The 23,535-nt window shown below is 50.3% G+C and carries 22 protein-coding genes; 15 read left to right on the forward strand and 7 right to left on the reverse strand.

From position 1 onward, the window contains the following. Nucleotides 1–9: 9 nt before the first annotated feature. A complete protein-coding gene (locus tag ABD836_RS18815) occupies nt 10–2,670 on the reverse strand; it encodes an AsmA family protein (protein WP_344938991.1) in 2,661 nt (886 codons plus the stop codon). Between the two features lie 139 nt (nt 2,671–2,809). Between ABD836_RS18815 and sfsA the strand changes: the two genes are divergently transcribed. Next, nucleotides 2,810–3,517: a DNA/RNA nuclease SfsA gene (gene sfsA / locus ABD836_RS18820; protein ID WP_344938995.1), complete on the forward strand. Its 708-nt coding sequence runs from the start codon at nt 2,810–2,812 to the stop codon at nt 3,515–3,517. Here the strand turns inward: sfsA and ABD836_RS18825 are convergent. Both ABD836_RS18825 and ABD836_RS18830 read right to left on the reverse strand, forming a co-directional pair. Further along, complete coding sequence (locus ABD836_RS18825) at nt 3,514–3,837, reverse strand: Rieske (2Fe-2S) protein (protein ID WP_344938998.1); 324 nt, start codon at nt 3,835–3,837, stop codon at nt 3,514–3,516. The genes sfsA and ABD836_RS18825 overlap by 4 nt on opposite strands. Before the next feature lie 41 nt (nt 3,838–3,878). Further along, complete coding sequence (locus tag ABD836_RS18830) at nt 3,879–4,940, reverse strand: patatin-like phospholipase family protein (RefSeq protein WP_344939001.1); 1,062 nt, start codon at nt 4,938–4,940, stop codon at nt 3,879–3,881. Between the two features lie 94 nt (nt 4,941–5,034). Between ABD836_RS18830 and ABD836_RS18835 the strand changes: the two genes are divergently transcribed. The 3 genes from ABD836_RS18835 to ABD836_RS18845 all read left to right on the forward strand — a co-directional run bounded on the left by ABD836_RS18835 (nt 5,035) and on the right by ABD836_RS18845 (nt 7,129). Then, entirely contained in the window at nt 5,035–5,775 is a 741-nt protein-coding gene (locus ABD836_RS18835) for a M15 family metallopeptidase (protein WP_344939005.1), read from the forward strand. Then, nucleotides 5,772–6,563, forward strand: coding sequence for a serine O-acetyltransferase (gene cysE, locus ABD836_RS18840; RefSeq protein WP_344939008.1), 792 nt, complete (start codon nt 5,772–5,774; stop codon nt 6,561–6,563). The genes ABD836_RS18835 and cysE overlap by 4 nt, the downstream gene beginning before the upstream one ends. 89 nt (nt 6,564–6,652) lie before the next feature. Further along, entirely contained in the window at nt 6,653–7,129 is a 477-nt protein-coding gene (locus ABD836_RS18845) for a hypothetical protein (RefSeq protein ID WP_344939011.1), read from the forward strand. 203 nt (nt 7,130–7,332) lie between these two features. Here the strand turns inward: ABD836_RS18845 and ppa are convergent, their stop codons facing one another. The 3 genes from ppa to nirB form a co-directional block, all read right to left on the reverse strand. Continuing rightward, the gene (ppa, locus tag ABD836_RS18850) at nt 7,333–7,860 is read right to left on the reverse strand and encodes an inorganic diphosphatase (protein WP_008251782.1); all 528 of its coding nucleotides are present in this window, start codon (nt 7,858–7,860) and stop codon (nt 7,333–7,335) included. A gap of 170 nt (nt 7,861–8,030) precedes the next feature. Further along, entirely contained in the window at nt 8,031–8,348 is a 318-nt protein-coding gene (gene nirD, locus ABD836_RS18855; protein WP_344939014.1) for a nitrite reductase small subunit NirD, read from the reverse strand. A gap of 69 nt (nt 8,349–8,417) precedes the next feature. Continuing rightward, nucleotides 8,418–10,967 (reverse strand): nitrite reductase large subunit NirB, encoded by a 2,550-nt coding sequence (nirB, locus tag ABD836_RS18860; protein WP_344939017.1) that lies wholly within the window; start codon nt 10,965–10,967, stop codon nt 8,418–8,420. 90 nt (nt 10,968–11,057) lie between these two features. On the opposite strand from nirB, the gene ABD836_RS18865 reads away from it, so the two are divergent. The 3 genes from ABD836_RS18865 to ABD836_RS18875 all read left to right on the forward strand — a co-directional run bounded on the left by ABD836_RS18865 (nt 11,058) and on the right by ABD836_RS18875 (nt 14,632). Next, complete coding sequence (locus ABD836_RS18865) at nt 11,058–11,267, forward strand: hypothetical protein (RefSeq protein WP_344939020.1); 210 nt, start codon at nt 11,058–11,060, stop codon at nt 11,265–11,267. 120 nt (nt 11,268–11,387) lie between these two features. Continuing rightward, nucleotides 11,388–12,860 (forward strand): NarK family nitrate/nitrite MFS transporter, encoded by a 1,473-nt coding sequence (locus ABD836_RS18870; RefSeq protein WP_344939023.1) that lies wholly within the window; start codon nt 11,388–11,390, stop codon nt 12,858–12,860. Nucleotides 12,861–12,913: 53 nt separating this feature from the next. After that, nucleotides 12,914–14,632, forward strand: a complete 1,719-nt coding sequence (locus ABD836_RS18875; protein WP_344939026.1) for a bifunctional protein-serine/threonine kinase/phosphatase — start codon at nt 12,914–12,916, stop codon at nt 14,630–14,632. Between the two features lie 223 nt (nt 14,633–14,855). On the opposite strand, the gene ABD836_RS18880 is transcribed toward ABD836_RS18875, so the two are convergent. Next, on the reverse strand, nt 14,856–15,002 hold the full coding sequence (locus ABD836_RS18880) for a hypothetical protein (RefSeq protein WP_344939029.1): 147 nt from the start codon (nt 15,000–15,002) through the stop codon (nt 14,856–14,858). 2 nt (nt 15,003–15,004) lie between these two features. Between ABD836_RS18880 and ABD836_RS18885 the strand changes: the two genes are divergently transcribed. The 8 genes from ABD836_RS18885 to ABD836_RS18920 are packed head-to-tail and all read left to right on the forward strand — an operon-like array spanning nt 15,005 to nt 23,444. Further along, on the forward strand, nt 15,005–16,861 hold the full coding sequence (locus tag ABD836_RS18885; protein ID WP_344939032.1) for a hypothetical protein: 1,857 nt from the start codon (nt 15,005–15,007) through the stop codon (nt 16,859–16,861). Continuing rightward, the gene (locus ABD836_RS18890; protein WP_344939035.1) at nt 16,858–19,737 is read left to right on the forward strand and encodes a tetratricopeptide repeat protein; all 2,880 of its coding nucleotides are present in this window, start codon (nt 16,858–16,860) and stop codon (nt 19,735–19,737) included. Before ABD836_RS18885 ends, ABD836_RS18890 begins: the two co-directional genes overlap by 4 nt. Further along, entirely contained in the window at nt 19,721–20,320 is a 600-nt protein-coding gene (locus ABD836_RS18895) for a tetratricopeptide repeat protein (RefSeq protein WP_344939038.1), read from the forward strand. Before ABD836_RS18890 ends, ABD836_RS18895 begins: the two co-directional genes overlap by 17 nt. Continuing rightward, a complete protein-coding gene (locus ABD836_RS18900) occupies nt 20,320–20,610 on the forward strand; it encodes a hypothetical protein (protein WP_344939041.1) in 291 nt (96 codons plus the stop codon). The genes ABD836_RS18895 and ABD836_RS18900 overlap by 1 nt, the downstream gene beginning before the upstream one ends. Before the next feature lie 55 nt (nt 20,611–20,665). Continuing rightward, on the forward strand, nt 20,666–21,310 hold the full coding sequence (locus ABD836_RS18905) for a MotA/TolQ/ExbB proton channel family protein (protein ID WP_344939044.1): 645 nt from the start codon (nt 20,666–20,668) through the stop codon (nt 21,308–21,310). A 9-nt stretch (nt 21,311–21,319) separates the two neighbouring features. Next, nucleotides 21,320–21,904, forward strand: coding sequence for an ExbD/TolR family protein (locus ABD836_RS18910; protein WP_344939047.1), 585 nt, complete (start codon nt 21,320–21,322; stop codon nt 21,902–21,904). Then, on the forward strand, nt 21,901–22,434 hold the full coding sequence (locus tag ABD836_RS18915) for an ExbD/TolR family protein (RefSeq protein WP_344939050.1): 534 nt from the start codon (nt 21,901–21,903) through the stop codon (nt 22,432–22,434). Before ABD836_RS18910 ends, ABD836_RS18915 begins: the two co-directional genes overlap by 4 nt. Continuing rightward, nucleotides 22,431–23,444, forward strand: a complete 1,014-nt coding sequence (locus ABD836_RS18920) for a TonB family protein (RefSeq protein ID WP_344939054.1) — start codon at nt 22,431–22,433, stop codon at nt 23,442–23,444. The genes ABD836_RS18915 and ABD836_RS18920 overlap by 4 nt, the downstream gene beginning before the upstream one ends. Nucleotides 23,445–23,535: the final 91 nt, after the last annotated feature.

A 23,535-nucleotide genomic window follows, 5' to 3' on the forward strand; every position in this document is an offset into this window, starting at 1 on the left:
TTAGGTTTGTTAGCCTTCGTTTATGGCGTTGTCAGTGTTGCCATTTGCAGGCTCGCTCGGAAGTTGGGGCTTTAATAATTCTTCAGGCAATTCATCCACGCTCGGAATTTCGTCAATTGCACCATCGCATGCGCTCCCTGCGTAAATAGCCCGTTTGAGTAAACCCTGTGCTAACAGCGATAGGCCGCCGGTGTAGATCGCCGCACCGGTAGATAATCCTGAGGTGAACATCCCAGATGGATCGGCGACTATTTTCGGTTTGCTGAAGGTGCCGCCAAGTCTGACTAAGCCTGCGGCAGCGCCAACGTTGATGCCGACGCCGGTGCGGGCGATGGGTGACACGCCAAACAAAAGTTGTTCTTTGCCGAGATCTAAATTGCCTGTGCCGATAATTTTGGTTTGAGCCGTTTCCAGTGCGATGCCGTCATCGCTGATAAATTTACCGCTTTTACCGTCAAAGTGAATAGCGATGCATTCTATGTCGGTGCTGGTTTTCTTTTCGGAAAAGGGATTCAGCTTATCAATGGTTTCGCTTAGTACGTCGGAACCGATCAAGTTAAGCGCGTTGCCCTGAGCGACTAAGTCGGTAATTTTAATATCTAATTTACCGTTCATATTTGCTGCTAACAGTTGCGGGCTGGCGCCTTGGCTGTTGATATTCAAGCGGATGCCGCCTGTGCCGCCGTTGATGCCGGCAGCTTTTTCGAGGCCGAGTTTTCCGTAATCTTCGCCGTCCATGCTGAGTTTAAGTGTGAGGCTCGGTTGGCTCTGCTTGGCGTCTAATTTCAGGCGCAAGGTGGCATCACCGCCGTCAAAATTGATAGTCGTGTTCTTTAAGTTCAAGACGCCGTCTTGCAAGCTAGGTTTGAGCTTGGCGCTTTTGATAACAGCGTAGCCGGTGTCTATGTCTTCAAGCGCGATGCTGATGTTCGCGTTTAAGGTTTGCATAGCGCTAAGGTCGATCGGATCTTTGCTGATTAATTTTTTGCCCTTTTTCGCTGCTGGCGTTTCTGGCGTGGCGCTATTTGACGTGCTGGGGTCGTTGAGAAAAGTCAGATCAATTCCCTTTAGTGTAATGTTGCCGCCAAGTTCGGGGAGCTGTTCCTTGGCCGCGAGGGCGTATTGTAAATCAAACGCCGTATTCTGTTCGCCTAGGCGTGCATTCCCCTTGGCGATATAGCGGTCGGCATGGGTTTGAACGGCAGCGGTGATGTTGATTGCACCAGCCTCTTGCCAGGGCAGCTGGGCGAGCTGCCAAAGGGTTTTGCTGTGGTCGGCGTTGGCCGTCACTTCGAGGTCGGTGTCGGCCATGCCGTTCACATTGAGCTGGCCTTTAATTGCAGCGTTTAAACCCTGCTGGCTGATGTTTACATTAACCGCGAGATCGGCTGAGTCGGTGATTTTGGCGAGGGGTTTTGCGTTAATGTCAGCGTTGAAATTAGAAATTTCTCGGCCATTAGCTAATTCAGTTATGCTCGCGGCGGCGAGCGTAAGCTGGATGTCATCTTTTATAAGGATATCGCTGCTGAGTTCTTGCAATTGCCAGCCTGCGGCATTGAGGCTGCCCACGTTTAGCTTAAGGGCGACTTGGGTGGTGTCTAGCCAGGACCAATCTATGGGGCTCTCGGTAATGTCTTTGTCGTTAGCCTTGATGTTTGCCAGATCTTGTTGGGGAGCTTCGGTGGCTGGACTTGGGGTGAGCTTGTCAATGTTAAATGATTTGGCTTTAAGGTCACCGCGAACCGCAGATGTGTTCGCATCGATGCTTATGGCCCCGCGCACTTCCTGGTCATTGAGTTTTAGTATGATGTCGGTGAATTCGTAATTCGGGTTAAGGACCAGTTTGCTCGAAAGTTTTATGCTGGGTATGTCTGGGATCTCGGTGTTGGCTAGCGCTGCCAAATTATCTGCGCTGCGTAGATCGAGGTTAAAGCTGAATTCACTGCCCGACAGTTTGGGCGTAAGAACCAGCTTACCCTCGCTGTTAAAGTCAAAATCCTGATGCGTGAGTGCCAAGGAATAGCCCAGTAGGCCGCTGTTTGGATCGAACAGTGTAATGTCGCTTTTCAGTTCAAAGTGCTGCTCTTGATAGTCGAGCCCAATATAAAAGTCGCCATTGCCAGCGTCGACGCGTTCACCGCTGACCTTCGGCAGGTAGATGCTACGTTCAGTACCGGCTTTGTCGCGCCATAGCAAATTAACTTTATTGATACTAATCCGGTTGAAATTGAAGTCGCCGGGAAGTGTAGGCATTGCAGAGCTGGCGTCTGGTTCTGGGCTGGGCTTGCTGTTCGCGAGTAGTTTCGGGCTTATCCAGTTAAATTCACCAGCCTCATTTTGTTCGAGGCGAATATTTAATGACTCCGCTTTTAGTGTCCAAAACGGTTTGTCGCCAAAGGGATTCTCGGTGAGTGCTACGCTAATATTGGCTAGGCTGAGCAACGCGGGCCGAGGCCATTCGGGATTATGGATTTCAAGGCCGTCGACTTCAAATCGTAGTGGATTTAGCTGCGAGCGTATGTCGCCGATATTGATCTCTAAGCCAGCAAAGCGCTGGGCGCCGCTGTTAATAAGCCCGCGTAATAATTGCGGTTGAACTAAGACGATGCTGACGGTGATGACGACAAGCGTGATGACGATGCCAAAGGTGATGAGAGTTTTCTTTATCATGTAATGGTTTTAAGCTCGTACCGAATAATTGTAGTGACTACGATACCATGTTTAGCTGGCGCGCTGGCGTTTGCTCGCTGCTGAGTGCTAGGTAATGGCACGGGTTAAGGCTAGTTTTGATAAGGTAAGGGTGGTGTGAGTGTATTGGCAGGGCGAGCTACAAGGTGGGATTTTACTTCGGCGATACAAACGGTTTCTCGCTGATGTAGTTTTAGACAGTGGTGAAGAGGTGACGGTGCATTGTCCCAATACTGGGGCCATGACCGGTTGTGATGTGCCGGGCAGTCGGGTGTGGATGTCGGTAAGCGCAAATCCCAAACGGAAATACAGTATGACGTGGGAGTTGTTGGAAACAGCTACTGGCGCGAATGTGTGTATTCACTCCGCGCTTGCCAATGACTTAGTCGACGAAGCACTGCAAGCGGGCGGCATTTCTGCCTTGGCGGCGTATCCGAACTGGCAGCGTGAGAAAAAGCTCGCCTCGGGTAGTCGTATTGATTTTTACGCGCCTGCCGCGGGTGAATTGCCTGAATGCTATGTAGAAGTAAAGTCGGTAACGCTCGACTGCGGCGGCGGTCTCGGGGCGTTTCCTGATGCGGTGAGTAAGCGTGCGAGTCGGCATATTGAGGATTTGCTCGAATTGCGCCGCCAAGGTGCGCGGGTTGTACTGCTGTTTGCTGTGCTGCATGAAGGGATTCAGCGGGTGATGCCTGCCGCGCATATTGATCCTGTTTATACGAGAACCTTGCAAGCTGCATTTGGCACTGGTTTGGAGGTCATTGCCTACAGGGCGGAGATTACGCTAGAGCAAATGGTGTTAACTGCGCCACTAACGGTCGAAATTTAATCTAGTGTGCGCAGCACGATCATACCGTTGGTAACGTGAAAGGGAATTGGCTCGAGCGCTTTGCCCATGCACGGTCCGGCTACGCAGTGGCCATTTTCAATGATAAATAAGGCGCCGTGCGTTGTGCATTGAATTAGGGAATCGTCGTAGTCTAAAAACTGATCTTCCTGCCAATTTAGCTCAATGCCCAAGTGCGGGCAGCTATTGCGATACACGTAAATCTCGCCCCGGAGGTGGACCGCAAAAACGCTTTGTTCAGCAAATTTAAAGCCTTTGGAGCCGGGGTCGGAAATTTCCTTGATGTGACAAAGTTCATGCATAGTATTTAATTTCGATGGTTAATTGCCTGAGCTGTGCGCGACTAAAGCGGTGATCGTGGTAGCGGCGCATCAACAGGCTCAATCAGCCGATTGTCGCCTTCACTTTTAAATGCGTGGCGGATTGCTGGCAGCATTCTGTCGACCGCATCGCGGCCTTCCTGAATTGCCTCGGCAGCGCTACTAAACTCCATTAAGCCAATATGTCCGAGTCGCGGCCACAGCATGATGTCGGCAGGTTCGCCGGCAAGTCGGCTGCGGGTGATCCGATCCTGCATAATATTGATGGCGCTCATCATTACCGCGATTGTACCGGGCGGCTCAGGCTTTTTGTCCTCATCGCTAGTGCGGAAATTGCTGGCAGCCTCTTTTACTGAGGCTGCAAAGCGACTAAAGGCGGCGCCGAGGAAGGGGTCCTCGCCTTCATCTTCATTCTCGTCTTCTAAAATTGGCAGCTCTTCTTCGGCTTCCTCCTCCTCGGCAATTTCCTCGGCTTTTGCTGCCTTGGCGTTGCTAATGACTTTTTGGCGGCCAACGAGGTCGCTGTTGAGATCAACGCCAATAATAATGTCAGCGCCCAGGGCGCGACATACCGATACGGGTACCGGATTTACCAAGCCGCCGTCAACTAGCCACGAGTTGCGAAACGGTACCGGTGATAGTATGCCAGGGATCGCCATGGAGGCGCGTACGGCGTCCCATAGCGGGCCGCGTTGTAACCATACTTCACGACCGCGAACTAAGTCGGTGGCGACGGCGGCAAAAGGTAGATCTAAATCTTCGATGTTGGGGTTGCCGTACTCGCGGGAAAAAAACTCGATGAGCCGCGTTGCCTGGGCTACGCCGCCGGTCGCGCCAAGGCTCACACTCATATAGTGCAGTACTTGGGTTGTGCTTAGGGACTGGATCCAGTGCTCAAAATGATCTAGTTTTCCGGTGAGGTAGCAGGCGGCAATAATAGCGCCAACGGAGGTACCACAGAGGATGTCAGGACGAATGCCCAGCTCGCTAAGCCGCTGAATGACGCCGATGTGGGCCATGCCGCGTGCCGAACCACTACCTAGGGCGAGGGCGATTTTCTTTTCGTGTCCAGTGGACTCGTTCACGTATTCCTACTCCAGAATTTCAAGTCAGTTCGTTTGGCGTTAGTATGATGCCATGAAGCTTCAATACCTTAAACCGCTTGAATAGTATGCGCCCATGATAGATACAACAGTAAGTACTGATTTAGTTATAGGGCGCGATGATTCCGCCAATGAGCTGATTGGTGGCATTCCTGTGCATCGGGCAATTGTTGCACCTTTATCCGCGTTGCGCGCCGATGCTGCAAAAGCGGGTTTTGATTTGCGCCTAGTCAGTGGTTACCGAAGTTTTGATCGCCAGTTAGTGATTTGGAATGCCAAGGCAAGTGGTACGCGGGCGGTATTAGATAGCGCTGGTGTGCAGCTAGACATAAATACTTTATCTGAATCCGAACTGATTAACGCGATTATGCGGTGGTCGGCGCTACCCGGCGCGTCACGACACCACTGGGGGAGTGACATTGACGTCTATGATGCCGCTGCCGTCGGCGCTGATTACGCCGTGCAGTTAACCCCTGAAGAGGTTGCGGATTCGGGTGTCTTTGGCCCCATGCACCAATGGTTAGATCTGCAGTTTCGCAATGGTGGTGGCCATGGTTTTTTTCGGCCCTACGGTGAGGATCGTGGAGGGATCGCGCCGGAGCGCTGGCATCTAAGTTATGCGCCTTTAGCTGCAAAGTGTGAATTGCTCGCGAGCCCAAGTTTGTTATATGAGGTATTAAGTGTCGTGTCGGATTTATGTTTGCGAGAGAGCGTGCTGCGCGAGTTTACAAAGCTCTACGCACGCTATGTCGCGGTACCGGTGTCTTGTTATCCACCGGAGTATATTGCGGGATTAATGAATAAGGTTGATGTATGAGTGCTGCAGTGAATGATTTGTGGCTTGCGATGACACGTGAGGCGCGGGAGTACGGCCGTAACGAGCCGATACTCGCAAGTTTTTATCATGCCAGTATTTTGAACCACGACAGTTTTGCTGATGCATTAAGTTTTCATATTGCGGCTAAACTCGGCTGTGATTCAGTTCCAGCGATGCTGATTCGCGATGTGTTCAGTGAAGCCTTTTTGAGTGATCCAACGATTGTTAGCTCAGCGGCGATGGATATTCGCGCGCACTTTGATCGCGACCCGGCTTGTGATCACTATGGGATGCCATTTTTGTATTTTAAGGGTTTCCAGGCAATTCAGGCTTATCGCATCGCGCATTGGTTGTGGGTCCAGAAAAGAGTATCGCTGGCACTATTTTTGCAAAATCGGATCGCTAGTGTATTCGATGTAGATATTCATCCGGCGGCAGTAATTGGCTGCGGGGTAATGGTAGATCATGCTACTGGTCTGGTCATTGGTGAAACGGCGGTCGTTGGTAACAATGTTTCTCTGTTGCATTCGGTAACCTTGGGTGGTTGTGGTAGTGGTCCCGGACCTCGACATCCTCAAATTCGCGATGGTGTGTTAATCAGTGCGGGTGCGAAATTGCTTGGTAATATTGTTGTTGGCGAAGGGGCTAAAATTGCCGCAGGAAGTGTAGTGCTTAACAGCGTTGCGCCACATTCTACGGTTGCAGGAGTGCCAGCGAAGCAGGTGGGTGTTTTATCTGTCGATTTGCCAGCATTAAACATGGATCAATATATCAACGATGAAGTCTAACGCTGCAGCTTATTAGGCTCAGTAATATTAGAGTGCATCTGTTATATTACAAGATATAGAGGTCGCACAACTATTAAAGGGAGGTGCTTGTGAGCGTTAAACTATTAGATAATAAGGCGTTTTACGGCTTTAGAGTACGCCGTACCGTAGCAGGGAAGTTGTACCAGGAATATTTCTCGCTAAAGAATGGCGGTACGCGACTGGAAGGAAAGTTGAAAAGCGAAGTTGAAAAACAGGCGAAGATGCGTGACCAGGCGCTTGAAACTGAGCAGCGTCGTTATCTTGAGGAAACGAAAGAAGATCGCTGTTTTAAAAGCGACGGTACGGTACGCGGAATTAGCTATTTACTCAAAACTGAAAAGAGCGGAAATTTAACGCCGATTTTTCAGGTTGGCGTAGCGTCTAAAGTGGAGAAGAAAACAGTGTGCACCAGTTTTTCTTTGAATGCCCACGGTAGTGATGACGCTTGGCATAAGGCGGTTGAGGCCTATTCCAAACACAAGTCGATTCATAAAAATTCGAAGTTGTATCAGCGCTTATTGAAGGCGATGCCCCAAGTTGGTTGATTTCTAGTATTGAATTGAGCGTGCGAAATGCACAAGGATGGGGCTGCGTGCCCCTTTTTTTTATCTTTTAATCCACGAAATTAACTCGATGCGAGCCTTTTGTTTCACATGCACGGTATTTGAATCGGAAAGTGAAATTAATTTCGGAAATAAATTTTTACGAAAGAAGGGGAGTGGGGCCTTAAATCGGCCCCGTGTGGCATTTAGCCTTTGTACGCTGCTGCCGCTTTCATGACTTCTGCGCGAGCTTCTTCGCTGCCTGCCCAGCCATCAATTTTTACCCATTTGCCTTTTTCGAGATCTTTGTAGTTCTCAAAGAAGTGCTCAATTTGTTGAATGAGCAAAGGTGGAAGATCTGAAGGTTCTTTCACATCTTTGTACAGCACAGAAAGCTTGTCGTGGGGAACGGCTAATAGCTTTGCATCTTTACCTGCTTCATCGCTCATGTTCAAAATGCCGATGGGGCGAGCGCGAATTACGGAGCCAGGAACAACAGGGTAGGGAGTTACAACCAGTACATCCAGAGCGTCGCCATCTTCAGACAATGTGTTGGGGATGTAGCCATAGTTTGCTGGGTAGAACATTGGCGTGGCCATGAAGCGGTCGACCATCAGCGCGTCATAGTCTTTGTCAATTTCATACTTGATTGGGCTGCTGTTGGCAGGAATTTCGATGGCAACGAAGATGTCGTTAGGCAGGTCTTTACCGGCCGGGATTTGCGTGTAGCTCATGACGGGCTTCCATTTAAGAGAGTAGTTAGGATTGAAAACTGGGCAGATTATAAACTGTGTGGGGTGTTATTGCCAAAGGTAGAAAAAGGTCGGCTACTACCGGGGTGGTAACCGACGAGGGGGGGGAGACTACCTATTGACGCTAGATCGACTGATTGGCGATTTAGCGGTTAAATTTGAACTTGAACCAAGTCGCCTTCGGTGCGGACTTGGTAGCAGGGAATTGAAACGGATTGGTCTTCGAGGCAGTTACCCGCTTCGAGGCTAAAATGCTGTTTGTAGATTGGCGAAGCCACGACAAGTGTGCCTTTTAAACTGCCGACTATGCCACGCGAAAGCACGTTGGCGTTGCTAAAAGGGTCCTTGTTCGCCAGTGCGTAGACTTTGTTGTCTACCCGAAAGATAGCAACCTGGGTTTCGTCAACCAATGCCGCTACGCCGGCATTGGGTAATATGTCGTCAAGATGGCAAACAGTGGTCCAAGGCATAAAGTGTTCCTCTAATAAGGCGTATTGAATCGCGGATATTGAATGTCGCGATTCAGCATTGGTCTAAGCTTAGGCGACGGCAATTAGGTCGCTGTCAGCAAGTTTTTCTGCATCGGTGGCTGGACGAATCTGACCGCGTTCTTGAATAAATACGATTTCCTTGTCGCTGCTGTCGGCATTCACAAAGCTGCGGAACTGTTTCACTTTCTCTGGGTTTTCAACAGTGGTTTTCCACTCACATTGGTAAGTGTCGACAACATGATTCATTTCCGCTTCAAGTTCGCCGCAGATTCCTAGGGAGTCGTCAATGATGACCTGACGCAGGTAATCTAAGCCGCCTTCGAGGTTTTCCATCCAGACAGAGGTGCGTTGCAAGCGGTCGGCGGTGCGCACGTAGAACATGAGGAAGCGATCTATGTACTTCAGCATGGTGTCGGTGTCGATGTCTGAGGCAAACAAATCTGCGTGACGGGGCTTCATGCCACCGTTACCGCAAAGGTAGAGATTCCAGCCCTTTTCGGTTGCGATAACACCGACATCTTTACTTTGCGCCTCTGCGCATTCGCGGGTACAGCCCGACACTGCCATTTTTAGCTTGTGCGGTGAGCGTAGACCCTTGTAGCGGTTTTCTAGGTCAATGGCTTGCCCGACGCTGTCCTGCACGCCGTAGCGACACCACGTGGAGCCCACACACGATTTTACGGTCCGTAAAGACTTGCCGTAGGCATGGCCAGACTCAAAGCCAGCGGCAATGAGCTCGGTCCATATCTTGGGTAATTGGTCGAGGGTGGCACCAAACAAGTCCACGCGTTGGCCACCGGTAATTTTGGTGTAGAGATCGTATTTTTTGGCGACTTGACCTACCGCAATGAGTCCGTCTGGGGTGACTTCGCCGCCCGCCATGCGGGGTACAACGGAGTAGGTGCCGTTTTTCTGGATGTTTGCAAGGTAGCGGTCGTTGGTGTCTTGCAGGCCAGCAAGACTGGGTTCAAGAATATAGTCATTCCAGCAAGACGCCATGATCGACGCTGCGGTGGGTTTGCAAATCTCGCAGCCGTGGCCACTTCCGTGTTTCTCCAATAGCTCATCAAAGGTTTTAATATGCCCGACTTTGACCAAGTGAAAGATTTCTTGGCGAGTGTAGGGAAAGTGTTCGCAAAGATCGGTGTTAACTTCAACGCCCATCTTGGTCAACTCTGCGTTTAGCACTTGGCCGACCAGTGCGGTACAGCCGCCGCAGGTCGTGGCTGCTTTAGTGCAGGCTTTTAGGTCGCCAACAGTCATTGCGCCGCCTTGTACTGCAGCGCATAAGTCGCCCTTGCTAACATTATTGCATGAGCAAATTTGGGCAACGTCGGGCAGGGCATCTACACCCAAGCCAGCACCTGCGCTGCCATCTAAGCTTGGCAGGATCATGCTCTCGGGTTGCTCGGGGAGCGTAATTTTATTGAGTGCAAATTGAAGCAGCGTTCCGTAGTCGTTGGCTTCCCCGATGAGTACCGAACCCAGTAGGTGTTGACCGTCGCTACTGACCACGATTTTTTTGTAAACTTCGGCTTTTTCGTCAATAAAAGTGTAGCACTTCGCGCCGGGGGTGCTGGCGTGGGCATCGCCGATAGAGGCAACATCTACGCCCATCAACTTGAGCTTTGTACTCATGTCGGCGCCTGTAAAGGCCTTTTCTTCGATACCACCTAATACATGATCTGCGGCGACGCGCGCCATATCCCAGCCTGGCGCGATCAAACCATAGATGCGACCGCCCCATAAGGCGCATTCGCCAATAGCATAGATAGCAGGATCAGAAGTGCGGCAGGCGTTGTCGATAACGATGCCGCCGCGCTCGCCTACGTCGAGTTCGCACTGTCTAGCCAAGGCATCCTGGGGGCGAATTCCGGCAGAAAAGACCAGAATATCGGTTTCGAGCTCGGCGCCGTCGGCAAACTGCAGTTTGTGCACGCAGTCGTCGCCATCAATAATTTGCTGGGTGTTTTTTTGCGTGTGCACTGACACGCCGAGGTCTTCGATTTTTCTGCGCAGCAGGGCGCCGCCGCCTTCATCGACTTGCACGGCCATTAGGCGCGGAGCGAATTCAATTACATGGGTTTTTAAACCTAAGTCCAAAATGGCTTTGGCTGCTTCAAGCCCCAGTAAACCACCGCCGACAACGGCGCCAACCTTGGCTGTTGCCGCCGCAGCAGTAATGGCTTCTAGATCTTCAATTGTTCGGTAAACAAAGCAGTTTTTACGATCGTGGCCAGGTACTGGCGGTACAAATGGGAAGGAACCGGTGGCCAAAATTAATTTATCGTAGCCGTATTCTACTCCTTTGTTCGTGCTAACCGTTTGTGCGGTGCGGTCAATGCTGATGACTTTTTCGTGGGTTAGCGCGGTAATATTGTTGTCGCTGTAAAAGCCGTCTTTGACCATGTTCAATGACGCAGCTTCGCGGGTTTCAAACCACGCGGTGAGGTGGACGCGATCATATGCAGGTCGAGGCTCTTCGCCTATAACTGTGATATCGAACTGCCCGCCTTGGCCGCTTTCAATAATAGACTCAATGAATTGGTGGCCGACGGGGCCATTCCCAATAATAAGTAAGCGTTGTTTGTCAGGCATGGTTACTTCCTTTAATACTTTTGGCTTGGCGCGTTGGCTGTCTGGGCGGCCTGTGCTGCATGTGGATACTGCTTAGATTTAGCAAGAGCTGTGCCATCGTTTTTGCTGCATATTAAGGCATTGATTTTAAAAGGGTATTACAAAGTTGGGCGCCAAAATAGTGCGGAATTCGCGGTGTTTGATAATCGCTTTGCGGGATTTGCTGGGGCGTTATGTCATATATTGGTGCGGATTGTTGAGGGGGTGGTGGCCACAGTATTGCGCCAAAACAATGCAAAGAAGTCGTTCTGGATCTACTGAATAAAAAATAAATCATAACTTACAATGGCTTAGGGTTTGCGCCCGAAATATGGGCGTGTGTTTGGCATAGGCCTTGCTGTTCCGTTGCAATACCTTTAAATGGCCATAACGGAGCTATTAATGTCTTCCTCGACTTTAAATGTGCTTGATCTCAAGCAAGAAAAAATTCGATTGCTTCACCTAAGCTGGTTTGCGTTCTTTCTAAGCTTTGTTGTGTGGTTTAACTTTGCGCCGATGTTGTCGTCGATTAAAGAAGCCTTTGATCTGACGAATCAACAAGTTAAAGCGCTCATGATTTTGAACGTGGCCTTAACGATCCCGGCTCGCGTGGTGATCGGGATGCTGGTGGATCGTTTCGGTCCTCGGATAGTTTATAGTGCACTTCTTGTGTCTGGCGGCATAGTTTGTGTGGCGTTCGCGTTTGCTAATAGCTATGAAGCTATCGCCATGTTGCGATTTTTGATGGGCTTTATTGGTGCTGGTTTTGTTATCGGAATTCGTTTAGTGGGCGAATGGTTTCCCGCTCGGCAAGTTGGATTGGCAGAAGGTGTTTACGGCGGCTGGGGTAACTTCGGTTCTGCCGCTGCAGCGATGGCCCTGCCAACCTTGGCACTTTACTTTGGTGGCCCAGATGGCTGGCGTTACGCGATCGCCTCTACTGGTGTGGTGGCTTCGCTTTACGGTGTGTTCTTTTACTGGCGCGCTCGTAATACCCCAAAGGGCTCAACTTATTTTAAGCCAAAGAAATCTGGTGGCTTGGTTGTAAGCAGTAAGCGTGACTTGGTGTTTTATATTGTTATGTGTGTGCCCATGTATTTGGCGCTTGCAACATTGACCTGGAAGTTGTCGCCAGCGAATTTGGGAATGTTAAACGGGACGGCATCAATGGCGCTGTATGTGGTTTTGGCGATCTTGTTTGTGGTCCAGATTAGCCAGATATTGCGTGTAAATAGCGATGTTTTGAATAATGTGCCGATACCAGAGATGCAGCAGTACAAGTTTAAGCAGGTTGCCATTTTGAATGTGGCGTACTTTGTAACTTTTGGTTCAGAGTTGGCGGTGGTTTCAATGTTGCCACTGTTCTTTATGGAAACGTTTGAGCTCACTGCCGTTGCTGCGGGTATGTTGGCGTCTGGTTTTGCCTTTATGAACTTGGTAGCCCGCCCTGGCGGCGGTTACTTGTCAGATAAGTTTGGTCGCCGCAAATCACTTTCTATTTTGATTGCTGGTTTGGCTGCGGGTTATATGGTGCTAAGCACTATCGATTCAAGCTGGACTATTTGGGTTGCTGTGGTTGCGACCATGTGCTGTTCCTTCTTTGTGCAGGCTGGCGAGGGCGCGGTATTTGCAATAGTGCCTTTGGTTAAACGCAGTATGACTGGGCAAATTGCAGGTATGACTGGAGCTTACGGCAATGTTGGTGCGGTAATATTTTTGACTGTACTGTCCTTCGTTAGCGCATCTAACTTTTTCCTTGTTATTGCGGCTTGCGCGGCTTTTATCTTTATTGCTGTTCAGTTTATGGAAGAGCCTCAGGGGCACACCGCTGAAGTAAATGATGATGGTAGTGTTGCGCTCATAGAAGTAAGTTAAAGTACCTGAGCGATACAGAAATGCCTCTGTGACATCGGCCTTGGGAATGATTCATGCACTTTGATGGTGGTTTGAGTTTGGCTATTGCTCAGCGCAGCAGCGCTGGGCAAAAGTCCGTTAACGAAGACAGTTTGGGGATTTGCGTTCCCAAGGATGAGCAGTTAACGACCAAAGGTGCGGTTGCCGTAATAGCGGATGGCGTGTCGGCGGCTGAGGCGGGTAAGGAGGCAGCAGAAACCTGTGTAACCGGGTTTTTGAGTGACTATTTTTCTACCCCTGATTCTTGGTCGGTTAAGCGTTCGGCGCAACAAGTTTTGAACGCACTTAATCGCTGGCTATATGGTCAGGGTCAAAATTATCTGCAAGCAGAAAAGGGTTATGTCTCAACCCTGAGTATTGCGATCTTTAAATCTCAAACTGCTCACTTATTTCATGTCGGAGATAGCCGAATATATCGATTGCGCGAAGGTTGCCTTGAGCAATTGACGCGTGATCACGCCATGCCTATCAGTCGAGGTAAGTCTTACCTAACCCGTGCAATGGGCTTGGATATTAATTTAGATGTCGACTATCGCGCTGCAGATGTGGCGCTGGCGGATATTTTTTTACTCAGCACCGATGGTATTCATGATGTGTTGAACAGTGCTCACTTGCAGGCAATCATTGGCGAGGCGGGTGATGATCTCGACACTGCTTGTCAGCGGATGATTGATGACGCATTGGCTGCGGGTAGTGATGACAATCTTAGTTGCCAGTTATTGCGAGTAGACGCCTTACCGTTGGAAGACGCTGGCGATGTCTATCGGAAATTAACCGCATTGTCGTTTCCGCCGCCGTTATCGGTAGGTATGGTCATTGACGGATTGGTGATTGAGGATGAAATACACGCCAGCCCGCGCAGCCAGCTTTATAAAGTTTATGATGCCACTGCAGATCGGCATTATGTGATGAAGACGCCCTCTGCCAATTTCAATGACGACCCTGCGTATATTGAGCGCTTCATTTTGGAGAGTTGGGTAGGGCGCCGTATTGAAAGTGAAAACGTCATAGCGGTTATTGACCCGCCGATGTCGCCAAGCTGTTTATATTATTTATCGGCGTTCGAGCCGGGCAGGACTCTCGGTCAGTGGATGCTCGAGAATCCCTTGCCGTCTACCCAGCAAATGTTGGATATTATTTTGCCTGCTGCGAAGGGTTTGCAAGCAATGCATCGGCGCGACACGATCCATCAGGATGTTAAACCAGATAATATATTGGTGGGCGATAGTGGTCAGGTCAAAATTATAGATTTTGGCTCCTGCTATGTTGCCGGGTTGGCTGAGATTGCCGTACCAATAGTTCGTGATCGTGTGTTGGGGACTGCACAATACTCGGCGCCTGAGCATGTACTTGGTCGACGGCCTGGAGCCCGCGCCGATCAGTTTTCGCTGGCGGCAATTGTGTTTGAAATGTTAACAGCACATAAGCCATATCAGGGGCGTTTAGAAAATTGTACTACAACAGCCGCGTTTACGCGGCTTGAGTATATCTCTGCATGTCATTACAACCCGCACGTTCCGCTTTGGCTAGACGCCGCCTTGGCCCGAGCTTTAAGTATTAGCCCAGAGCTGCGCTATAACGATATTGCTGAATTTGTACATGACCTTCAGCATCCAAATCCGGTCTACAGCAAGGATAGCTTTCAGCCCTTGTTAACTCGTAATCCACTGCGGGTCTGGCAAGGAATTTCATTTATATTGTTGATGTGTCTAGTGTGGAGTTTGGGGCGCTAGTGACCCTCCTTTCGCACGATGCCTAGTCTTATTTTGACTTGCTGCGTGGCGTTGCTTTATTGTGGTGCAGTATTGCGGTTAATACCTATTTCCCTTTGTGTTAATATGGTGCGTTCAAAATCTAATCTTTAATAAGACCTAATTTTCGATTCAAAATAAACGCCCCTGCCTTTAATATTTTTGTGTCCTCGTGCACAGAAAGCCAGTCTATACCCTGAAAACGCTAAAGCAATTCGTCAGAACTCGAAAAATATAATTCGTTGGCGCGGCTTTTGCTATCACTAAGCTGAAGGATCGTATCGATAAGGGAGTGCAGCGCCAACATAGCCTGCGCTAGTCGCTTAAAGTACTGAAATTGGTTTGGTGTCATTTGTGAAAATTCCATCGCTTAGCATTCTAAAGTACGCCGTCTGGTGTGTTGCGCTGCTGCTGTCGGCGGCGGTGAATGCGGGCGATAGTGCCAGCTTAAAAGCGCAAGCGTTGAATTTGTATAGCGAACTCAAAATGGCCGAAGAGGCCGTGCCAAATAACGGCAATAGCGTTGCTGTGTACATTGCTAATCATGAGCAAGACCTTGCTATACAGTCGGTAATTTTTAGTGTCGACGGACGCGAGTCAGCGCGTTACAACTACAGTGAGCGGGACGCAGAGGCTTTGAATAATGGTGGCCTTCATCTTTTGATCGAACTGCAATTACCCGCTGGTGAACATAAAATTGCTGCAAAATTTGTGGTGATCGATGTTGATGCGGGCATTCATGCTGGGCGTTTATACCCTCGTTTCGAGCAAGCGATTTCCTTAAAGAATGATACTCAGCTGAAATTGGAGTTAGTCCGTGGTGGTTTGTTTAAAATGCAAGCGAAGGCGGAGATACGAGTGCATGATCTCGGCCCGGAAAATAATGTAGGCAGTGATAGCAAGCCTCGATTAAAAGCGGCGTACTTTAATGCAAGGCGTCACCTCGCCTTTGATGCTTTGGCGGATGCCATAGCGATCATTAAAAGTGGCGCTGGCGTCGCACTGTTTTCTGACAAGCAAAAGCAAGCCTTAAGCCAAAGCGTAGCTGAGTTGGGATTGCGCGGCGAACTACCGGAACTACAGGGCATCGTTGAGCGTAGCGGCGGCGATCAAAAGACACCGCTCAGCGCCATGTTTGCACGCTATAACGCCGGTGTTGCGCTTATTCAACAAGGGAAGTATGCCGAGGGTGTGGCAATACTTGTTGAATTGAGCGAAGGCGAGTCTTATCCGCACGAGGAAATACTGCTTCGGGATAAAACAAACTTAGCGCTTGGCTTCCACTTTTTAAAGCAGGACGACAGTGAAAAATCAGTAGAATACTTTAGCAAAGTTCGTCGCTTAAGCCCCTATGCTAACAAAGCATTGGTTGGACTAGGCTGGGCCATACTAACACCGAGTCGAAGCGCGGCTTCCTCTGCCGAGAATGATTTGAATTCCCCTGGCGTGGGAGCGAAGTCCATGCCGTATTTGTGGTCGGGTAGCGAAGACGAAATTGCATGGGCGCGCCGTCATGCACCGTTTCGCCGGGCGTGGGCGGTAGCACATGGCGAAAAGGCCGAGGATTTGCAAGCGGCGATGGTGCCGTGGATGGAATTGATTAGCCGCGACCCGCTGGACCCCGCAGTACAAGAGGGCTTGCTGATATTACCCTATGCCATGTCGCACTGGGCTGGGCAGTCGCAACGCGCTGAAAAATATTATGTTTCTGCTAGCGATCAATTGCAGCAGGCTTTACAGACCTTGGACACCGCGAGTGCCGACATTAAAAATGGCGGTTTGCGCGGCGCTATTGATCAAGTGGATCGGAGTGACGACAGTGGCTGGGATATTTGGTTGTCGGCGCTCACTGCCAGCAAGGATGCTTATCTCGATTTACTGCTCGATAGTTCAGAATTTCACCGCGCGCTCAGTGAGTATCGTCAGTTGACGCATATCAGCACGGTATTGAGCGAATATCAGAACACCTTCATGGCGGACAGTCGTCGTGGCGCACTAGCCGATGAGCTTGAAACACTGTTGCTAAAATTAAACGCGAGTGCGGCGACTTGGGCGGCAAATCTCGATCGTGAGGCGCTTGCAGAAATAAGTCGCCATCGCAAACGTACGGAAGCGTATTTGGCTGAGGCTAATTTTGCATTGGCAAGGAACCATGAAAATACCCGTCGGAAACTAAACGATGTGGTATGGGATGGGGAGGCGAGACGATGACAAGCGCTGCAATGGCGATATCTAAGCACCACAATATCCGTTTCAAACTTACGTTGTTGGTCGCTTGCAGTTTACTGGCGGCCTGCCAGCAAGGCGTTAAACCAGGTGGAAGCACTACGCAAACCATCGGTGGTTTGTTGGATCGCAATGGTCAAAATCCTGATCGTTTGATGATGGAAAAAATAGCCCCGAAGAAAATTGTTGATATCGATGCGGAAACTCAGCGGGTTGAAGCCGCGGCATTAAGTCATTACGAATCGGTGCTAAGTATGGAGTCAGCCCCTGGGGTGCGCGCGGAGGCCATGCGCCGCTCCGCGGACTTGCGGATTGAGGCCGCCGGTCAGGGACTTGATATAAATATGGACGAGGTCGCACTGGCTGCGGGACTCTATCAAAATCTTCTGGCTGAATTCCCTGATTACCCAAATAACGACCATGTTGTTTATCAGTTGGCTCGGGCCTACGACTTGTCTGGTCGCAGTGAACTCGCGATTGATACCTTGCGGGGCTTAGCAAACGACTACCCGATGTCCTCGCGTGCAAATGATGCGCTTTTTCGTTCAGCGGAAATGCTTTATTTGCGCAAGCGCTACGACGAAGCCAGCGCGCAATACAAAAAATTGGTAAGCCAGAATTCTACGATGCCTTACTGGCAAATGGCGCAGTATAAATATGCGTGGAGCCAGTATCAGTTAAATCACACCGATGAGGCTATCGCCGCTTTTACAGCGATTCTGACGCAGTTAAAAATGCGCAGTGAGGTGAATAGTATCGGCCAGCTTGTGGCGCTGGTAGCGCCGACACAGGCTGAACTTGTGCGCGACAGTTTGCGCGGATTGACCCTGGCCTTGGCTGCCAAGCCAGAGGGCCACAGTATCAATAGCTATTTCGCCGCATTACCTGGGAATCAGTTTTATCCCCTAGTTTATAACAGCTTGGGTGACTTACTGCTGCGTAAAAAGCGCTATACCGATGCTGCCAGTGTGTTCGATGCTTTTGCCAGCGCTTATCCGCAACATGAATTGGCGATTAGTCACAGTGAAAAGGCGATAGCCGCTTATAAGCAGGGCGGATTCACTGCTTTAATGGTCGCGGCGCAGGAGGCCTACGTTGACCGCTACGCTGTTGACCTGCTTGCGCAAGATGGTGCAGATATTGCCGCAGCCAAACTTGCTTTGTTGCATGGCTATATGAACGATGTGTTGGACTACCGTCACGCAGAGGCGCAACAAACACCGAAAGTTGATTCTGAATTACGCCATAGCCGTTTTATTGCTGTCGCGGCACGCTATCGGACGATGCTGACAATGTTTCCGAGCGACTCGGCATTTGCGAAAACGAATATGCGCTATGCAGATGCCTTGTACGATGGTGGTGAGCTTAATGCCGCGGCTGAACAGTACGCGCGAGTGGCTTATGATTTAGCCAGCCCCGATAAGCCTGCCGACGCGGCATTGGCTTCCGTTAAAGCCTATCGAGAATTCCTCGACGCCGCACCAAATGCCGAACGTGATGCCGCGCAGAAAGCGGTAATTGCGGCTAGCGCACGCTTGGCCTCAACGTTTCCGCAACACCCCGAACGCAGTCGCATATTGCTGGCCAGCGCAGAAGATTTGTACCGCCTTAATCGATACGACGACGCTATTGCGATTTGTGTACCGTTGTTGGCTGATGGTCAGTGGCCGGAGCTGAGTTTGCAGCGCAAGGCCTTGAGCGTTACCGCCGATGCGTATTTCGCACAGGAGAATTTCACCCAGGCCGAAATTTACTACAGTCAACTAATGCCGATGTTAGTGGCTGACTCTGAACTTCGTAAAACCGCGGCTGACCGTTTAGCCGTATCGGTATATCGCCGCGCTGAAACCGCGCGAACAAGTGGTAACAGTACTCTGGCAGCAAAATTATTTTTGCGCGCAGCCGAGCTAAGCCCGAATGCAGAGTTGCGGGCTAACGCGAGTTTTGATGCGGCAGGGCAGTTTTACGTCATTGAAAATTGGCTCAAAACAGCCAGTGTTTTACAGGCTTTCCAGCGGGAATTTCCGGGCCATGCGATGGCAGCGGAAAGCGACAAACTACTGGCCGATACCTTTCAGAAGTCGTCGCAACCTGCGCTGGCAGCGGCAGTTTATTCTCGTATTGCGCAACACCACGATACTGATATTGAGACCCGACGTCAGGCCAGTGTCATGGCAGCAAAGCTCTATGATCAAGCCGGGCAGCGGGCGCAAGCACGGACTGCAATCGAATCATATGTTGCGCAATTCCCGGAGCCTTTACTTGAAGCTCAGCAGTTTCGTCAGCGTCTAGCGAATATGGCGCCAGTCTATAGTGCGGCGCATTTGCGCTGGCTACGGGAGATTGTTGCAGCAGATAAACGCGCCGCCACACCGTTACCGGCATCGCAATTACTTGCCGCTGATGCCAGCTTGCAATTGGCCATGCTAGATGTACGGAACGCGAATAAAGTTGAACTACGACTCCCAATTACAAGCAGTCTGCCTCGCCGCCAGCGCGCTATGGAAACCGCCATAGATAGTTTGGCACGGGCTGCATCCTATGGCTTTGCGGATATCACCACCGTCGCTGGGCATGAGTTGGGTGATCTCTTCCGTCACTTTGCCCACGCGCTGATGAAATCGGAAAAACCCAAAGGTTTGAGTGGTGATGTCTTAGAGGAGTATGCGCTGCTCCTAGAAGAGCAAGCTTACCCATTTGAAGAAAAGGCCATTACTGCTTTCGAGGCCAATGTTGCGCGGGTAAAAGACGGTGTGTGGACAGCCGGTATGCGGAAGAGCCTCGTGGCATTGGCAGAATTAGCCCCGGCCAAATATGGCAAGCAGCCCCAGTTGGAGAATAGTTATGATTCGCTTAATTAAAATTTCGGCGGTATTACTGGTGCTGGCAACCGTGGTGGCGTGTAGCTCCGGTCCACAGCCTATGCACGTAGTTAAATCGTCGCACAAATCGTCGCCGGCAGAATTCGAGAAGGCATTGGCGCTAATGAAAAGTGGCGATATTCAGGGCGCGACACAGGCTTTTCTAAAACTCAGCGAAAGCTATCCGCGATCCACTGGGCCATTAACAAACTTGGGTATTATTGCGGCGCGACAGGAGCAGTATGAACCGGCGGCTAAGTATTTTTTGGCGGCGCTGCAACGGGATTCTAAAAATGTAACGGCGCTAAACTGGATGGGTTTTGTGACCAGTAAAAATGGCAGTTTTACCGGCGCCTTAGATTGGTATAACAAGGCACTTGCTGCACGAAATGACTACGCACCGACGCATTTGAATATCGGCATTCTTTACGAGACGGTGCTAAAGCAAAGTAGCCAAGCTCTCGAGCATTACCGTCGCTATCAGGAGCTCACCGGCGGTGACAATATGTTGGTTAGTGCATGGATCCACAATTTAGAGTCCGGTACCGATTATGTCGCAGTAAATACATCGAAGGTGAACTGATGAAAATCATTCCGCTTATTCTATTTTTTGCCGCGCTACCAGTCGCAGCGGCAAACCCTGTCGGCGGCGAACAGCAAATGGGAATGACCATTCATGGCGATGACGAAGCAGCGGTCGGCTTGTACCTAATGCCCTGGGGTGAAGAGCCGGTTAGCGATATTGATCGGCCGCCGCAATTAATAGACGAAGGGCCACAGCAAATTAATCCAGAAGAGTTTCAGCGCTACGCCGAATGGCATCAGGCACACCGGGCATATCGTTTGTGGCGCCTACAGAGTGATAACTGGTAGCACGTTAGTGGACGACGAACGCTAGGACTTTAGATTTTAATTTTGAGGAATAATTATGGAAGCTATATCGACGTTCATTGAGTTTTTTAACAATGGCGGTCACTTCATGTACCCCATTGCACTGGTGCTGGCATTTGCCGTTGCAATAAGTATTGAACGTTTTGTTTTTTTGAATAAATCACTTCGTGATAACAAGCAGTTTTGGGAAAAGATTTGGCCGATGTTAAGTGCCGGTAAAATCAGCGAAGCGGAAGATTTGGTTGGCAATTCTAAGTTGGCGGTCGCTCATATTTTAAGCTGCGGCTTGGAGCAGGCGCGAATAGATAGCCGTCGCAGCGACGTTGAAATCGCCACTGAAGATGGATTGATGGCATTGCTGCCAGCTATTGAGCGTCGCACGCATTACTTGGCGACTTTTTCGAATGCAGCGACGTTACTTGGTTTATTGGGGACGGTACTGGGTCTGATAGTTGCGTTTGGCGCCCTCGGGAACGCCGATCCAGTTGAAAAAGCTAATTTATTATCGGCTGGTATTTCGGAGGCCATGAGCTGTACCGCATTCGGCCTGATGGTAGCGATTCCCTCGCTCTTTGCGCATGCTTATTTACAAAGCCAGGCAGGCGAGTTGGTCGACACCTTGGAATCTGCATGCTCACGGTTTGTGACTGTTATTAGCCGCAGCAAATCACTACAGCGTTGAGGTTCTGAAATGAGTGCGATGTTTGGTATAGAGCCTGAATTCGATGAAGCACCGCGCAGCTCACGCCGTTTGCGGCGGTTGAAACGTCGTCTGCGTCAGCGGCCAGATGGCGAACTAAATATTGTTTCGATGATTGATGTGTTCGCAGTGATGGTGTTTTTCCTTTTGGTTGGCTCCTCTGTTTCGGCAAGTAAATTACATGCGCTTAAATTAAGTTTGCCATCGGTATCCGAACAGCCGCTTGTTAGTGACGAGCCTGCGCTGGATTTGGCGGTAAATTTATTTGAAGATTATTTGGAGATCGTAAGCAGCGAAGGTTTACGTAAAAAGTTTCCGAAAGTTGGCGCCGACTACGACACGGCCGGGTTAACACAGGCGTTGATCGAGATTAAAAAAGATCACCCTACTGAATCTAAATTGACCTTATTTATTGCTGAGGATATTGCTTACGCGGATATTGTTGCGGTAATGGATAGCAGTCGCGAATATCCTGACGGTAGTGTTGCTGTTGATGGCAGTACCGTGTTGTTCCCTTCAATTTCGATGGGCGATGCGCCTGTTGATAATAATGGCGCAAAGGAGATTCAGCCATGAGTCGACGGCAAGAGCGCAAATTGAATCGCAAGATCAAGCAAGCGGGTCGCGATGTTGCTATCAACGTCGTGTCGCTGATCGATATATTTGCGATTTTGGTGTTTTACCTTTTGGTGAACGCACTCGTTGTTGAGGTTATTCCTGAGTATAAGAATTTACTGTTACCAAGCTCCATCGCGACTGACGACGCCAAGCGCACAGTTACGGTTGCGGTGAGTGCCGACGATATTTTGCTAGATGAAACGCGGATTATGAGTGTTGAGGAAGCGTTGCAATCAGAGCAGCGCGTGCTGGGGCTGTTGGCGTCGGCGTTGCAACTCCAGTTAATACCTCATGCCGAGGACGATGGCGCGACTGATTCCAGAGAGCTAGGCGGCGAGGCGCGGGCGAGCGGTCGCGATGTTAATATTGTTGCTGATAAGGATACGCCTTACAGTTTGTTAAAGAAGATACTGGCTACCTGCGTCGATGCTAAATTTGACCGTGTGTCCCTCGCAGTGCGAGAAATTGCTCAGGGAGGCGGAGCATGAGCACCTTGTTGTCAGCTCAGTTAGTGTCAGGGAAAGCGGTTCTTGGCACGGACTACTGGGGAATCACCTTAGCTGCGGATCGGCGATTTAAGCGCATTCTGGGGAATGTGATAAGCGTGCTGATAGCGGTATTGCTCGCGCTGCCGTTTTGGGTGATGGACGAACCGGAATTAACACCGTTTAAGCCTGCTGCGAACTATGCCTTAGAGCTGCTGCCCGTTGCCAAACCGGCGCCGAAGCCCGTGATAGCAAAGCCCAAACCAAAACCGGTTGCCGCCGCAGCCGTTAAAAAAGTAGAGCCAGTAAAGCCTAAGCCTGTAGCCGCGCCGGCGCCCAAACCGCTTAATGTACAGAAGCAGGCCGAAGATGCCGCAGCGGCAGCAGCGCGGCGCCGGGCTGCGGCAAAGGCGACTGCAGCGCAGGCAGGGGTGATGGCATTTAGCCAGCAATTAGCGCAAATGCGCGATACCAGCGATAGCGTGGTTGTTTCTGAAAAAAATCTACGTGATCGTGGCATGGTAAGCAGCGAGCCGGCCGAAACGAGTGCAGATCGCCTCTCGGCGAGTAAAAATAGCGCTGGGCATGGCGCAGTGGGCCAGCGCAGCGTTAGCGGTCAGCAGAGCAATACCGGTATTGGGAGTCATAACACTGAGGAGCTGGCTGCGATTCCCTCGCGCTCAACCGCAGTTAGTGGCGGTGGCGGCGGAAATGCCAAGCCTTCGCGCAGTTTAGAAGAGATTCAGCTGGCTTTTGATCGTAGCAAAACAGGCTTTTACGCTATTTTTAATCGGGCAGCCCGTAAAGACAGCACCATTCGTGCTGGTACTGTGGTTGTGAGCCTAACCATTCAGCCGAATGGCTCAGTGAGTGACGCTAAAATAGTATCATCCAGTTTTTTTAATCCAGATTTAAAGGATAAACTGTTACAGCGGGTCCGTATGCTGAAATTTGAGGCAAAATCAGTGCCTACCTTTACCTACCCCAACTACCCTATTAGCTATGTGCCCTAACTCGCTGCGGTAATCGCGCAATGCGGTGTGTCGGCGTAGAGCTGGCGCCATAGCAGTGATACCATGCCACACAGACTTTTTCGTGTGGCGT

Source organism: Zhongshania borealis, from assembly GCF_039539625.1.
Taxonomy (GTDB): Bacteria; Pseudomonadota; Gammaproteobacteria; order Pseudomonadales; family Spongiibacteraceae; genus Spongiibacter; species Spongiibacter borealis.

Bases quoted from the DNA above. Each gene is read 5' to 3' on its own strand.
- ABD836_RS18815 (WP_344938991.1), bottom strand. From the start codon at position 2,670: ATGATAAAGAAAACTCTCATCACCTTTGGCATCGTCATCACGCTTGTC.
- ABD836_RS18825 (WP_344938998.1), bottom strand. From the start codon at position 3,837: ATGCATGAACTTTGTCACATCAAGGAAATTTCCGACCCCGGCTCCAAA.
- ABD836_RS18835 (WP_344939005.1), top strand. From the start codon at position 5,035: ATGATAGATACAACAGTAAGTACTGATTTAGTTATAGGGCGCGATGAT.
- cysE (WP_344939008.1), top strand. From the start codon at position 5,772: ATGAGTGCTGCAGTGAATGATTTGTGGCTTGCGATGACACGTGAGGCG.
- ppa (WP_008251782.1), bottom strand. From the start codon at position 7,860: ATGAGCTACACGCAAATCCCGGCCGGTAAAGACCTGCCTAACGACATC.
- nirD (WP_344939014.1), bottom strand. From the start codon at position 8,348: ATGCCTTGGACCACTGTTTGCCATCTTGACGACATATTACCCAATGCC.
- nirB (WP_344939017.1), bottom strand. From the start codon at position 10,967: ATGCCTGACAAACAACGCTTACTTATTATTGGGAATGGCCCCGTCGGC.
- ABD836_RS18870 (WP_344939023.1), top strand. From the start codon at position 11,388: ATGTCTTCCTCGACTTTAAATGTGCTTGATCTCAAGCAAGAAAAAATT.
- ABD836_RS18875 (WP_344939026.1), top strand. From the start codon at position 12,914: ATGCACTTTGATGGTGGTTTGAGTTTGGCTATTGCTCAGCGCAGCAGC.
- ABD836_RS18880 (WP_344939029.1), bottom strand. From the start codon at position 15,002: ATGACACCAAACCAATTTCAGTACTTTAAGCGACTAGCGCAGGCTATG.
- ABD836_RS18890 (WP_344939035.1), top strand. From the start codon at position 16,858: ATGACAAGCGCTGCAATGGCGATATCTAAGCACCACAATATCCGTTTC.
- ABD836_RS18895 (WP_344939038.1), top strand. From the start codon at position 19,721: ATGATTCGCTTAATTAAAATTTCGGCGGTATTACTGGTGCTGGCAACC.
- ABD836_RS18900 (WP_344939041.1), top strand. From the start codon at position 20,320: ATGAAAATCATTCCGCTTATTCTATTTTTTGCCGCGCTACCAGTCGCA.
- ABD836_RS18905 (WP_344939044.1), top strand. From the start codon at position 20,666: ATGGAAGCTATATCGACGTTCATTGAGTTTTTTAACAATGGCGGTCAC.
- ABD836_RS18910 (WP_344939047.1), top strand. From the start codon at position 21,320: ATGAGTGCGATGTTTGGTATAGAGCCTGAATTCGATGAAGCACCGCGC.
- ABD836_RS18915 (WP_344939050.1), top strand. From the start codon at position 21,901: ATGAGTCGACGGCAAGAGCGCAAATTGAATCGCAAGATCAAGCAAGCG.
- ABD836_RS18920 (WP_344939054.1), top strand. From the start codon at position 22,431: ATGAGCACCTTGTTGTCAGCTCAGTTAGTGTCAGGGAAAGCGGTTCTT.